Raw genomic sequence first — 13,246 nt, 5'->3', positions numbered from 1 at the left:
CAAAATCCCAATAGTTTGAGTGTATTATGATTACTGGATCGATTGATTATTGTGCTATAGGTCAGCGTTTACGAGCGTATCGGATTGCCGCTTCATTGAAGGCTGAAGATGTCGCAGAAAGTCTTAAAATTTCAAGAGCAGCAGTCTATCGGTTAGAAAAAGGTGAAATTGTTAAAATCGAAACTTTAGAGCGACTGGCATCTTTACTCGATACGTCTTTTGCAAGTCTGCTTGGCATTGATACCGAATATTATTCGAGTGGTGAAGGTTTTTTTGAGCGCATGCGTCAGTTAGAAGAGCAATCAACGCATATCTATTCTCACTTCGATCCATTTTCATTTTTATTAACTTCACCTGATTATCTTTCTCATTTAGCTCTGATGCTCAATGAATCAAGCGAGTTGATTGATCATCAAAAATATTCAGTCATTTTGTCAATTTTAAAAGAACGTAAAAAGCAGTTTCATCAATCAGTTCCAAAGGTGATTAATTTAATTAGTTTGCGTAATGTAGAGCGATTTTTGCATATTGGTTTAGTGGGAAATTTGACAATTTCACCAGGTAAGAAGTCAGAAAGGGTGTTATTAGCACGTAAAGAAGTTTATCATTTAATTGAGCTAATAGAACAACAATCTTTTGCCCCCACTATTGCTATTACCCAAGAAGCGATTCCATCAATTGCTTTTCAGATTTTTTATCAAGATGAAAGTCCCATCTCATTAGCAATGAGCCCATTTCGATTAGGTGAGTTACCTAACGTGGTTACTGGTATTGCGTCAATCACTTCATCTTATGATGCCATTAAACGGTATCGTCTTTTATTTGATAAGTTATGGCAAAATAGTGCGAAAGATAAGCAAGCAATTGATTTATTAAAAACGACGTTAGAAAAATTTTAAAGAATATTAAAGAGAGTCATTATGTTATCCTTAACATTACAACCAATAAAAAAATTTAGTGGTACGATTAATTTGCCAGGTTCGAAAAGCGTTTCTAATCGTGCGTTATTACTATCAGCACTAAGTAAAGGTAATACTCGTTTAACTAATTTACTAGATAGTGATGATGTGCGTTATATGCTTGATGCACTTGCAGCATTAGGTGTTAAGTATCAGTTATCGCACGATCGCACCATTTGTGATGTTCAAGGTATAGGGGGAATGTTGCAATCTGACCATTCATTAGAGCTTTTTTTAGGTAATGCTGGTACGGCAATGCGTCCTTTAGCTGCTGCATTATGTCTTGGTCCTAATAATATTGTGTTAACTGGCGAACCTCGTATGAAAGAACGTCCAATTGGCCATTTAGTTGATGCATTGCGTCAAGGAGGCGCTAATATTGATTATCTCGAAAATGAAGGTTATCCACCACTACATATTCAAGGTGGTTTTACCGGTGGTAACATCCAAGTTAATGGTTCTGTATCTAGCCAATTTTTAACAGCCTTGTTAATGGCTTCGCCATTGGCACAAAATGATACTGAAATTACTATCATTGGGGATTTGGTATCTAAACCTTATATTGATATCACTATCAAAATGATGGCTATTTTTGGTGTGTCAGTCACAAATCACAACTATCAAAAATTTACGGTTAAAGCAAATCAGTGTTATCAATCGCCGGGACATTATTTAGTTGAAGGCGATGCCTCGTCGGCTTCTTATTTTTTAGCAGCGGCTGCAATTAAAGGTGGCACAGTTAGGGTAACGGGCATTGGTAAAAAAAGCTTACAAGGTGATACACAATTTGCCCATGTGCTTGAAAAAATGGGTGCTACAGTGATTTGGGCTGATGATTATATTGAATGTTCACATGGGCAATTACACGGTATTGATATGGATATGAATCATATTCCTGATGCAGCAATGACGATAGCAACAACGGCTTTATTTGCTAAAGGGCCAACTACAATCCGTAATATTTATAATTGGCGAGTTAAAGAAACCGACCGTTTATATGCAATGGCAACTGAATTGCGTAAAGTAGGGGCGACGATCGATGAAGGCAAAGATTATATTACTATTTTGCCACCCGCAAAATTAACCCATGCCGAAATCGAAACTTATAACGATCATCGTATTGCTATGTGCTTTTCACTCGTGGCGCTTTCTGATACAGCTGTAACAATATTAGATCCTAAATGTACCATGAAAACTTTTCCTGATTATTTCGAACAATTTAAACGATTAAGCGAAAAATAAAATGAATAAACCTGTTCCCATTATTGCTGTTGATGGACCAAGTGGTGTTGGTAAGGGCACATTATGCCAAGCGTTAGCCAATCATTTTAAATGGCATCTTTTAGATTCTGGCGCTATTTATAGGGTGCTAGCACTTAGTGCGATTAAACAAGCTATTGCTCTCGAAGATGAAAGTCAGCTTGTGCAATTAGCACTTAATTTACCGTTAACGTTTAATACTGATGGTTGTGAAGTTAAGGTGCTATTAAATCATATTGATGTCACTAAAGACATCCGCACAGAACAAATAGGTGGTGCAGCATCAAAAGTGGCGGCTATTAATACAGTTAGAGCTGCTTTATTACAACGCCAACGTGACTTTAGGCAAGCGCCGGGACTGATTGCCGATGGACGTGATATGGGCAGCGTGGTATTTAGAGATGCGCCTGTTAAGATTTTTCTTGACGCAAGTGCACACTCTCGTGCAGAAAGGCGGATGAAACAGTTGCAAGATAAGCAAAATCATGTTAAATTCGCCCAAATTTTGCAGGAGATAACTGAGCGTGATTTGCGCGATCGTAATCGAACTGTTGCGCCACTAAAACCTGCAATTGATGCGCTAATAATTGATACCACATCACTGTCTATTCAAGATGTTTTTAATCAATCTATTAAGTATATAAACGAAAAACTTGCGCTGTAAATTTATTTTCAGCGTTGATCAAGCTCCAATATAGGGATATTTGGAGTATTTTAAACAACCCCACAAGACATGATGTAATGTGGACGTTAATATTAATTTAAGTATATAAATATGACTGAATCTTTTGCTCAACTCTTTGAAGAGTCTTTAAATCAACTAGACACTCGTTCTGGTAATCTTATCCGTGGTACTGTTGTTGCTATCGACAAAGATGTTGTTTTAGTTGATGCTGGTTTAAAATCTGAATCAGCAATTCCAGTAGAGCAGTTTAAAAATGCCCAAGGCGAATTAGAAGTTCAAGTCGGCGACATTGTTGATGTTGTGCTTGACTCAATTGAAGATGGCTTTGGTGAAACAATCTTATCTCGTGAAAAAGCTAAACGTCATGAAGCGTGGCTAATTCTAGAAAAAGCAGTTGAAGATGCTGCAACAGTTTTAGGTGTTATCAATGGTAAAGTTAAAGGTGGCTTTACGGTTGATCTTAATGGCGTTCGTGCGTTCCTTCCTGGTTCGCTTGTAGATGTACGTCCATTACGCGATACGTCTCATATTGAAAATAGAGAAATCGAATTAAAAGTTATTAAATTAGATCAAAAACGTAACAACGTTGTTGTATCACGTCGTGCTGTTATTGAATCAGAAAATAGTGCAGAAAGAGAACAACTTCTTGAAAATCTACAAGAAGGTTCTGAAGTTAAAGGTATTATCAAAAATCTTACTGATTACGGTGCATTTGTTGATCTTGGTGGCGTTGATGGTTTACTTCATATCACTGATATGGCTTGGAAACGTGTTAAACACCCAAGTGAAGTGGTTGAAGTGGGTCAAGAATTACTTGTTAAAGTACTTAAATTTGATAAAGAACGTTCACGTGTTTCTCTTGGCTTAAAACAATTAGGCGAAGATCCATGGGTTTCAATTGCTAAGCGTTACCCAGAAGGTACTAAAGTAACAGGTAAAGTAACTAACTTAACTGATTACGGTTGTTTTGTTGAAATTGAAACGGGTGTTGAAGGCTTAGTTCACGTTTCTGAAATGGATTGGACAAACAAAAATATTCATCCTTCTAAAGTTGTTAGTCTTGGTGATGAAGTTGAAGTGGTTGTACTTGAAATTGATGAAGAGCGTCGTCGTATTTCACTTGGTCTTAAACAATGCAAACCAAATCCATGGTTACAATTTGCTGAATCACACAATAAAGGTGATAAAGTTAGCGGTAAGATCAAATCAATTACTGATTTTGGTATCTTCATTGGCTTAGATGGTGGTATTGATGGTTTAGTTCATCTTTCAGACATCTCTTGGAATATGCCTGGCGAAGAAGCAGTTAAAGCTTATAAGAAAGGCGATGATATCGAAGCTGTTGTGTTACAAGTTGATGCTGAACGTGAACGTATCTCTCTAGGTGTTAAACAACTAGAAGACGATCCATTTAGTAGCTTTGCTTCTAACTTCAAAAAAGGCACAATTGTTAAAGGAAATGTAACAGCAGTTGATGCTAAAGGTGCGACTATTGAAATCGCTGAAGGTATTGAAGGCTACTTAAAAGCACAAGATATCGCTCGTGAACGTATTGAAGATGCAACAACGGCATTAAAAGTTGGTGATGAAGTTGAAGCTAAAATCGTTAATATCGATCGTAAATCTCGTGCAATTTCTTTATCAGTACGTGCAAAAGATGAAGCTGACGAAAAAGAAGCTCTTGCTGCGGTAAATAGTACTGCAACTCAAGAAGAGGCATCATTCACTAATGCAATGGCTGAAGCATTTAAAGCCGCTTCAAAAACTGAGTAAAAAATATTTATGTAAAGAGTAAAGAGGGCTTGCCCTCTTTTTCTTTTATGGTATAAACTGAATAAGTTACATGACACATAAATAAATTAGGAGTGACCATGAACAGATCAGATTTAGTAGAACGAATTGTTAATTGGCGCACACATCTTCCTGTGCAGTTAGTTGATGATTCTGTTAGAGATATTATTGAGCAGATCGCTTTAGCCATGGAAAGCAACGATCGTGTAGAAATCCGAGGCTTTGGTAGTTTTAGTTTAAACTATCGTGCTCCACGTAAAGCAAGAAACCCAAGAACGGGTGGAAGTGTTGAAGTGAAACATAAATATATTCCTCACTTTAAACCAGGTAAAGAGTTGCGAGAAAGAGTAAACAAAGCTGCAAACGCATAATCTTTAAATTCTATGTTTAATTAAAAGCCTTTGAGTCGAATCATTGGCTTTTTTATTTTGAGCAAGCTAATTCATTGAGCAATGCTCTCTCGTTTATTTAATCCAATCCGTCCATGAAAAATCCATCAACACGATAACTATGTTGTATTTTTTAATTATGAACATGACAAACAAATTTTAGCTAATTTTATCTAAATTAATGATCAAATTGGAAGACTGATCGAAAAAATCAAATTCATTTATCTTGTTAAGCATATTCAGTGATAGGCTGGCTATTGGTTGAAAATAAATATGGCGGGCACTAATGCGGCAATTTTATTCCCTTGATTTATTGGCTATCATGTTTTCGCTAGGCTGCTTGCCATTATTGTTTTTGCCATACTTATTATCTGATTGGTTGTGGTATGGTATTGCCATAATCTTGATCATGTTGATGCTGGTTGTTCCAGTTAAGTTACACAATATTTTGTCTATTTTTATTGTATTGGGTTTAGGTTTTTTATGGTCTACGGCATATTCTAAACAATATTTATCGAGTATTTCGCCTTATATTGATAAACAGCTTGTTGTTAAAGCCAAAATAGTAAATATAAATACACGACAAACAGCAATTGATCCTTATTATTTGTCATGTTCTGTTTTTTCTATTTCAGATGTTATGCTGCCTAATAGTATTCCGATTTCGGTTTATTGGGATAAGTCAGACCTCCCAAAATCGGGACAAATTTGGCAATTAACACTAAAAACGAAAGTTGTGCATAGCTATTTAAATGAAGGCGGATTTGATAGCCAGCGCTTTTCGATAGCAAACCGAAGTTTGCTATCAGCTAAATTAATTGATGCCAAACTAGTAGATAGTAAATCTGATCTAAGACAATTTATTACTGATTCAGCACTATCTTACATTGATTTGTTTCGTTATCGAGGTATCTTGTATGCCCTTGCTTTTGGTGATCGATCTCAATTAGATGACTCTCATCGTGTGGTGATGAAGCAAACAGGCATCGCCCATTTAATGGCTATATCGGGTATGCATATTTTAGTGGTTTTTGGCCTGAGCTGTTTTATGGTTAAAGTGTTACTATTTTTTATTCCAAAGCGCTTTATCTATTTTTTTGTGCCGATTATTATAGGGTGGTTATGCGCTCTTTTTTATGCATGGTTAACGGGTTTCAATCCCCCTACATTGCGCGCTATACTGGCTTTATCAATTTGGATTTATTTACGTTATACAAAACATCATATAAGTGCATGGCAAAAAGTTAATCGAATTATTGCGTTATTATTACTGTTTGATCCGTTGATGATTTTATCTGAAAGTTTTTGGTTATCTTGCTATGCGGTAATTAGCTTAATTTTTTTGTTTGATTGGTTGCCACTCCCTAAAGCAGTAAAGAACAAAAAGCGTTGGTATGTACTTAGGTTATTGCATTTACAGTTTGGGTTAACCTTGTTGTTACTTCCCATTCAATTTTTAGTTTTTCAGGGTGTTAGTGCGGTTTCAATTTTAACCAATTTGATTGCGATTCCTGTTATTTCGTTATTTACTTTTCCTTCTGTTTTACTGGCACTAATATTTAGTATTATCAACTGTTTTTCCATCGCATTGTGGTTTTGGTTGATTGCTGATAAATCTTTGCAATGGTTATTTTTTAGTTTAAATTGGCTTAATTGGTTATGGCTTAACATTCCTTCAGAATTTTATTGGTTAAGTCTTTTAGGCTGGTTAGGTGTAGTTATAATGCGCACTGGGATTTGGCACCACTTTAGTATTACTTTGTTAGCCATTTTGGCGATATTAGTCACACCATTTTTCAAACAGCAACACTATCGTTGGCGGTTAGATATGTTAGATGTTGGTCATGGCTTGGCAATTGTTATTCATGATGGCAAGTCAGCCATTTTGTATGATACCGGAGCCAACTGGGAAACAAGTTCAGCTATGGAAAGGGTCATTATTCCTTTTTTGCAATGGCATAATTTGAATGTACAGGGCATTATTATTAGTCATCAACATAATGATCATGTTGGAGGTTTAAAATTGCTTCAACAAGTTTACCCTAAGGCATGGTTAATGAGTTCTTCTTCTGATTTAAATAATAACTATCCCTGTTTAGCCGATAATCGTATTAATTGGAACGATCTGACATTTAATATATTGTGGCCTAATAAGTTGGTAAAATATGCCCAAAATGAGGACTCTTGTGTAATACAAGTAACCGATGGGCACTTTTCTGTATTATTAACTGGGGATTTAGAGCGTAATCAGGAGTATCAGTTAATTACAAAATATCGAAATCAGTTAGCATCCACAATCTTACAAATTCCGCATCATGGTAGTAGTACTTCGTCAAGTTATGCATTTTTAAACCATGTTAAACCACTAAAATCGTTGGCGTCAACATCTCGTTATAACCCTTGGAAACTGCCTTCCAATAAGGTAATAACGCGGTATCAAGATTTACGCTTGGATTATTATGTTACTGCTAGAACTGGTCAAATAAGTCTATTTTTTAATAAACACACTTGGGAGTTAAAAAACATGCGAGGCGAAATTAAACCTAGATGGTATCATGATTGGTTTGGTAGTTTACCAATTTATGAGTAAAATAGGCTATCGTTTGCTATAGGCAACCATTTTAATAATTGTTATGTCGACATTAAAAGATAAAACAATTTTACTGAATGTAATTAAGTGATGTTAAAGTTATGATTGAAAAACTGTGGTATGGTAAAAATCGATTATTTTGGTTGTTCATACCATTTTCTTTATTATATGGTTTGATTGCTTTTATTCGTCGCTCTTTGTATCGATTAGGTATTTTCAAATCTTGGCGCTCTCCTGTACCTATTATCGTTATTGGCAATTTATCCGTTGGTGGTAATGGCAAAACACCACTGGTTGTTGGTTTAATTGAATCGTTAAAACAAAAAGGATTACAAGTTGGCGTTGTTTCGCGGGGGTATGGTGGCAAGGCTGATAGCTATCCGGTTATTTTAGATAATACAACCACAACCGAACAAGCTGGTGACGAGCCGGTACTTATTTTTCAACGTACTAATGTACCTGTTGCTGTATCGCCTCATCGCCCTGAAGCTGTTCAAGCATTATTAAAGCAGTATGAGTTAGATGTTATTTTGACCGATGATGGCTTGCAACATTATGCATTAGCGCGTGACATTGAGGTCGTAGTGGTTGATGGAAAGCGCTTATTTGGTAATGGATGGTGGATGCCTGCAGGGCCAATGAGAGAACGAGAAAGTCGATTAAAATCAGTTGATTTGATTATCATAAATGGTGATAGTGTAAATCATTTAACTCAGCAATACTCAAAAAAAACTTTCACAATGCAATTAGCACCACTGTATGCAGTAAATTTGCTTACTAAAGAACAAAAAGCATTATCTTCGCTGCAAAATATTTGTGCTATTGCGGGTATTAGTCACCCGCAACGTTTTTTTGATATGTTGATTAAAATGCAAGTGGATGTGGTTAAAACTGCTTCTTTTGCCGATCACCAAAAATTTACTTTATCGTTATTAAACAATGTCGCAAATAGTGAACAAACACTTTTAATGACTGAAAAAGACGCCGTTAAATGTAGGCAATTTGCCCAGAAAAATTGGTGGTATCTACCCATTGATGCGGTAATACCTGTAGAGGCGGTTGATCAGATCTGTTTGTTATTAGCCAAGACAAAATCTCAGAGAGAATAAAACATGAAAGAAATCTTATTAAGTGCACTTGCTTGTCCTAAGTGCCATGGGCAACTACAATATGATGCCAACAATCAGCAGTTAATTTGCCAAGCGGATAATCTAGTTTATGCAATCAAAGATAACATTCCTGTATTGCTAGAAATTGAAGCAAAGCCACTTAATCAATCACAGCCTGTTCAAGAATAAGAGTTAAGGTATTAATTATGAATTTTTCAGTTATTATTCCTGCTAGGTATGCTTCAAGTCGTTTGCCAGCTAAACCGCTAGCGGATATTCATGGTAAACCTATGATTGTTCGAGTGATGGAGCAAGCAAAAAAATCGTCAGCCACTCGAGTGATTATTGCAACAGATCATCAGCGAGTTTTTGACGTAGTCAAGGAGTATGGCGGTGAAGTCATTCTTACTAGTGACAAGCATAATTCTGGTACTGAAAGGTTAGCAGAGGTCATTAATGCTTATCAGTTTGCTAATGATGAAATCATTGTCAATGTACAGGGGGATGAACCTTTAATTCCACCCGTTATTATTGATCAAGTGGCTGAAAACTTGGTGCAATATAAAACCGGAATGGCAACATTAGCGGTGCCTATTGCTTCTGTTGAAGAAGCATTTAATACCGGTGCAGTTAAAGTTGTGACCGACAAAGATGGATATGCGCTTTATTTTTCTCGTGCTACGATTCCTTGGGAACGAGATCGTTTTGCTAAATCGGTTGATCTATTAAAACAATCCAGTATTGGTGACTTTTATCTTCGTCATATTGGTATTTATGCTTATCGTGCTGGCTTTATTCGTCAGTATATCAACTGGGCGCCATCTTCACTTGAGCAAATTGAGATGTTAGAACAACTTAGGGTAATTTGGTACGGTGAAAAAATTCATGTTGCAGTGGCAAAACAGCCACCTGCAATAGGGGTTGATACGCTAGAAGATTTAGAAAAAGTAAGAGCATTATTTAAGGGGTAAGCAATGGCAAACTTCACTGGTTTTACACAAGCAGGGCTTAATTTTTTGCAAGATGCTTGGATAAATAACAGCAAACCTTGGTTTGAACAACATCGCGCTATTTATGATAACGATTTAGTTAAACCCTTTAGGCTTTTGGTTGAGCAACTAGCACCAGAGATGCTTAAAATTGATAAATGGTTCGAAACTCGCCCCGCAATTGGTAAAACGATTTCACGTATTCATCGTGATACTCGTTTTTCAAATGATAAATCACTTTATCGTAGTCGCTTATGGTTGACCTTTAAACGACCCAATCGAGATTGGAAAGAAGCACCCGCTTACTTTTTTGAAATTAGCCCAAGTAGTTATCAATATGGACTTGGTTATTATTGTTCATCAAAACAAACGATGGATATTTTTCGAGAAGAAATTCGTAATGATACTAAGAAGTTTTTAGCGATGACGCATTGCGTTAAAAAACCATTTGAGCTTGTTGGTGAAAGTTATAAACGACCGTTAATCAAAGAGCAAGATGCAAAAATAGCAACATGGTATAACCGCAAAAATCTTGCTGTTATGGTAACAAGTGAGCATATTGAAGATGTGTTAAGTAGCGATTTGCCCAACAAATTAATGAAAGGATTTAAACAATTAGTCCCGCTTTATGATTATTTAATGCGAGTGGAAATGATCAAAAATATACCAAAACTGTAATTTACTTTGAGTAGCAGTAATGTTTAATTTATCACTATTGCGTTTTAGAATTATATTTTTACATATTTAAATGATGTTTTGATATTAACTATTTGGAAAATTTAATATTAATTCTTTTACACCATTTATAATAAATTATGTTTCAACACAAACTAGCAAAAAACATGATTTTATAGGTGGCTTCAATCCCCTCCTTTACTATAAAACGCATTATGTTTCCTATACTGGCATATAAAACCAAAAAAGAATACATAGTGGTAAAGGTATTAATATTGAAATGGATGTAAACAATTTAACAAAATTCACGAAACCAGCGAGTCCAAAAACGGATGGTAAAACAAAAAGCGTGATATGTACCTTAATTGTGATATGGCATAATCAGCAAATATTTGAAGATTCAAAAAATAGAAAAAATATTAACTTCTACAATGTAGTTAAACTGTATAAAGCGATTTCAGCTAAAAAGCCTTATGCATTTTTAGAGGATTAGCTTAATCGTCAAGTGTAAACAGCCCAGCGTTTTCCTACAACATATTTTCGCAAGACGAGTTCTTTCAACAGTTGACTTAAAGTTCTTGCCGAAACGTTATATCTCTAATCACAGAAAATGTGCCCACAAGTTTGATATACCTAAACGTGATTTATGTTATCAATAACCTGTTCTTACTAGGCTATTAGTGATGGGTAATTTAAGTCGTTAGGCTCACTGTTAATAATGCGTAAGCCTTACTGGAAAATTATCCACATTCTCAACTAAGTCTACTATTGAAAATAAACGAGACAAGCATGTAATAGCAAAAACAGGGGTATTTGTTAGGTTATTTATCTTTTTTGACAACGCTAACAAGCTAGCCCCTCTTTAATGCTATTGCGTCGATATTCGCAGTTTGTTACTCAACATATTAAGTAAAGGATTAGTGCTTGTTAAGCACTTCTAAAAAAGGCATGACATTACCGTCTGGCATAAATACTCGATCATTACTTTTTTCTTTCTCAAGAATAGTTTGATCAATATTGTATCCTAATAGAATAGATAAAATATATTTATTCATCAGCCCACTTAAATAACCTGTTGATCCTCGAAACGATTCGATAAATTGGCAGTCATAGTGGTGATTAGTTGATGTAAACATAAATGGAATTAAAAACTGGTCAGGATTGTTTCCTATACCGTGCCCTACATTAACAATCTCACCATGATCCGAGGTATAAATCACAGTATAATTATCACTATATTTATTGATAACATCATACAAGGCCTTAATTGTACGATCGGTATGATGAATAGTCAGATCATATTCTTCGACGTCAGGTAAAGCCTGCTTATCAACTTCATCATAATTTTCATAGGGTTTATGGCTACCACGCAAATGGACAAAAATAAATTTTTTCGGTGAATTATCGTTTTGTAGGGTTGCTTCTAATAGCTGACTCAAACTAATATCATATTTTTTGTCACTAAAGGAGACAACATCACTTTTACGTGCGATAAAACCAAATTTAGTATTAAATGAACCTTGAATTTCCTGCGCAATCGAAGCTAGCCAATAGGTTTTGTAATGATTAAACTTAGCCATTTCAATAATCGATTTATTATTAAATAAATTATCACTACTTTCGGGTACACTGAATGAAAGTGTCATTGGTATAGAATCCCTAGTAAAAGCTGCTGTAGAGTGGCTATTTTGGATAATACATCCTCCATTTTGACTAAAAATATTGGTCATAAAAGGAGTCGTTTGCTTATGATAACCATAGGCGCTATAACGGGTTACTAAAGAAGATTCGCCCATGATAAATACGATCAAGTCTTTATCGGATTTGTTAGGCGGTAAAAGAACAGCTTCATTAAATTTTTCAATTTCATGAATATTTGAATAGATATCTGTTGATGTATAACTAACCAGAAGATAGGATAAATTACCCAATGCAGCGGGATAAAACCTACGAACTATATCTGCACTATTTTTATAATGTCCTAGTTTAATTTCATTTTTTGTGATTGAGGCGGGAGCCATAGTACAAATAATTACTAAGATAAGTAGATAAACTGTTAAGGGGATTAGTGGTCTAAATTTAACAGAAACTACTTTTCTAAAGATAAATAAAATAAGAAAAGTCGCAATAAATGCGGGTCCTGTTATGATTAAAACTTGTTTAGACATTGACAATGCTTCATGAGAATTAGTCTCTACAATAGAGTCAAGCACGCCATCTGATATTATTTGTCCGTAATAGATGGAATAACTTATTTCGGACAAAAATAGAAATAGAAATAGTGTGCTAAGGGCAATAATAAAATAGTGACGGCTACAAAGACCGATATGCACAAGTACAATAAAACATAATGTTGTTGTTAAGATAATATACAGAAACAGTTCCTTAAACACGAACTTTTCATACGCATAACCGGATTTTGTAAAATATACATAAGCTAAAATAGCACTAAGGATGATATAAACCAACAGTAAAATAAGAGAAGACCAATTTTTTTTAGCTCCAAATAATTTCATTATATTACCTTACCTTTATTATATTTTTGACATATTTTCAAATTAGAATAACCAATTGTTTTATTTAAATAGTTATATACTGAATCAGCTTTTATTTCAACTATTAAAGAACTTTATTATAAAACAATATAGCTATAATAAAATAAATATAGTTGGATGATATTTGGCAAACAATAGTTTATGTAAAATACACTATTAGCTTGAATTTTATTCAATTTGTTATTAGAATAAAAAAAGATATTAAAATAAAAAACAATTCATTGATATAACAATTATAAACAAT

The 13,246-nt window shown here is 34.9% G+C and carries 11 protein-coding genes; 10 read left to right on the top strand and 1 reads right to left on the bottom strand.

Annotation, left to right across the window (positions count from 1 at the left end; translation table 11 throughout):
* Positions 1 to 26 precede the first annotated feature (26 nt).
* The 10 genes from ACYIAL_RS00290 to ACYIAL_RS00245 all read left to right on the top strand — a co-directional run bounded on the left by ACYIAL_RS00290 (position 27) and on the right by ACYIAL_RS00245 (position 10,450).
* Positions 27 to 899 (top strand): helix-turn-helix domain-containing protein, encoded by an 873-nt coding sequence (locus tag ACYIAL_RS00290; RefSeq protein ID WP_483750634.1) that lies wholly within the window; start codon positions 27 to 29, stop codon positions 897 to 899.
* 21 nt (positions 900 to 920) lie between these two features.
* Positions 921 to 2,201 (top strand): 3-phosphoshikimate 1-carboxyvinyltransferase, encoded by a 1,281-nt coding sequence (gene aroA / locus ACYIAL_RS00285; protein ID WP_483750633.1) that lies wholly within the window; start codon positions 921 to 923, stop codon positions 2,199 to 2,201.
* Position 2,202: 1 nt separating this feature from the next.
* The gene (gene cmk / locus ACYIAL_RS00280) at positions 2,203 to 2,883 is read left to right on the top strand and encodes a (d)CMP kinase (protein WP_483750632.1); all 681 of its coding nucleotides are present in this window, start codon (positions 2,203 to 2,205) and stop codon (positions 2,881 to 2,883) included.
* Between the two features lie 111 nt (positions 2,884 to 2,994).
* On the top strand, positions 2,995 to 4,677 hold the full coding sequence (gene rpsA / locus ACYIAL_RS00275; RefSeq protein WP_160431020.1) for a 30S ribosomal protein S1: 1,683 nt from the start codon (positions 2,995 to 2,997) through the stop codon (positions 4,675 to 4,677).
* A 98-nt stretch (positions 4,678 to 4,775) separates the two neighbouring features.
* A complete protein-coding gene (gene ihfB / locus ACYIAL_RS00270) occupies positions 4,776 to 5,066 on the top strand; it encodes an integration host factor subunit beta (RefSeq protein ID WP_065638907.1) in 291 nt (96 codons plus the stop codon).
* Between the two features lie 304 nt (positions 5,067 to 5,370).
* Positions 5,371 to 7,674: a DNA internalization-related competence protein ComEC/Rec2 gene (locus tag ACYIAL_RS00265; RefSeq protein WP_483750631.1), complete on the top strand. Its 2,304-nt coding sequence runs from the start codon at positions 5,371 to 5,373 to the stop codon at positions 7,672 to 7,674.
* Positions 7,675 to 7,775: 101 nt separating this feature from the next.
* Entirely contained in the window at positions 7,776 to 8,783 is a 1,008-nt protein-coding gene (gene lpxK, locus ACYIAL_RS00260) for a tetraacyldisaccharide 4'-kinase (RefSeq protein WP_483750630.1), read from the top strand.
* A 3-nt stretch (positions 8,784 to 8,786) separates the two neighbouring features.
* The gene (locus ACYIAL_RS00255) at positions 8,787 to 8,972 is read left to right on the top strand and encodes a Trm112 family protein (RefSeq protein ID WP_483750629.1); all 186 of its coding nucleotides are present in this window, start codon (positions 8,787 to 8,789) and stop codon (positions 8,970 to 8,972) included.
* Between the two features lie 17 nt (positions 8,973 to 8,989).
* A complete protein-coding gene (kdsB, locus tag ACYIAL_RS00250; protein ID WP_483750628.1) occupies positions 8,990 to 9,754 on the top strand; it encodes a 3-deoxy-manno-octulosonate cytidylyltransferase in 765 nt (254 codons plus the stop codon).
* Between the two features lie 3 nt (positions 9,755 to 9,757).
* Entirely contained in the window at positions 9,758 to 10,450 is a 693-nt protein-coding gene (locus tag ACYIAL_RS00245) for a DUF2461 domain-containing protein (RefSeq protein WP_174796025.1), read from the top strand.
* A 914-nt stretch (positions 10,451 to 11,364) separates the two neighbouring features.
* On the opposite strand, the gene ACYIAL_RS00240 is transcribed toward ACYIAL_RS00245, so the two are convergent.
* A complete protein-coding gene (locus ACYIAL_RS00240) occupies positions 11,365 to 12,963 on the bottom strand; it encodes a phosphoethanolamine transferase (RefSeq protein ID WP_174796026.1) in 1,599 nt (532 codons plus the stop codon).
* Positions 12,964 to 13,246: the final 283 nt, after the last annotated feature.

The sequence above is a fragment of the Gilliamella sp. X-57 genome (assembly GCF_057063565.1).
Note: the sequence above shows the minus strand (reverse complement) of the source record. Positions and strands in the feature narration are given on the sequence as shown.

Excerpts from the sequence above, each read along its gene's own strand:
- ACYIAL_RS00290 (WP_483750634.1), top strand. The coding sequence starts at position 27 with ATGATTACTGGATCGATTGATTATTGTGCTATAGGTCAGCGTTTACGA.
- aroA (WP_483750633.1), top strand. The coding sequence starts at position 921 with ATGTTATCCTTAACATTACAACCAATAAAAAAATTTAGTGGTACGATT.
- cmk (WP_483750632.1), top strand. The coding sequence starts at position 2,203 with ATGAATAAACCTGTTCCCATTATTGCTGTTGATGGACCAAGTGGTGTT.
- rpsA (WP_160431020.1), top strand. The coding sequence starts at position 2,995 with ATGACTGAATCTTTTGCTCAACTCTTTGAAGAGTCTTTAAATCAACTA.
- ihfB (WP_065638907.1), top strand. The coding sequence starts at position 4,776 with ATGAACAGATCAGATTTAGTAGAACGAATTGTTAATTGGCGCACACAT.
- ACYIAL_RS00265 (WP_483750631.1), top strand. The coding sequence starts at position 5,371 with ATGCGGCAATTTTATTCCCTTGATTTATTGGCTATCATGTTTTCGCTA.
- lpxK (WP_483750630.1), top strand. The coding sequence starts at position 7,776 with ATGATTGAAAAACTGTGGTATGGTAAAAATCGATTATTTTGGTTGTTC.
- ACYIAL_RS00255 (WP_483750629.1), top strand. The coding sequence starts at position 8,787 with ATGAAAGAAATCTTATTAAGTGCACTTGCTTGTCCTAAGTGCCATGGG.
- kdsB (WP_483750628.1), top strand. The coding sequence starts at position 8,990 with ATGAATTTTTCAGTTATTATTCCTGCTAGGTATGCTTCAAGTCGTTTG.
- ACYIAL_RS00245 (WP_174796025.1), top strand. The coding sequence starts at position 9,758 with ATGGCAAACTTCACTGGTTTTACACAAGCAGGGCTTAATTTTTTGCAA.
- ACYIAL_RS00240 (WP_174796026.1), bottom strand. The coding sequence starts at position 12,963 with ATGAAATTATTTGGAGCTAAAAAAAATTGGTCTTCTCTTATTTTACTG.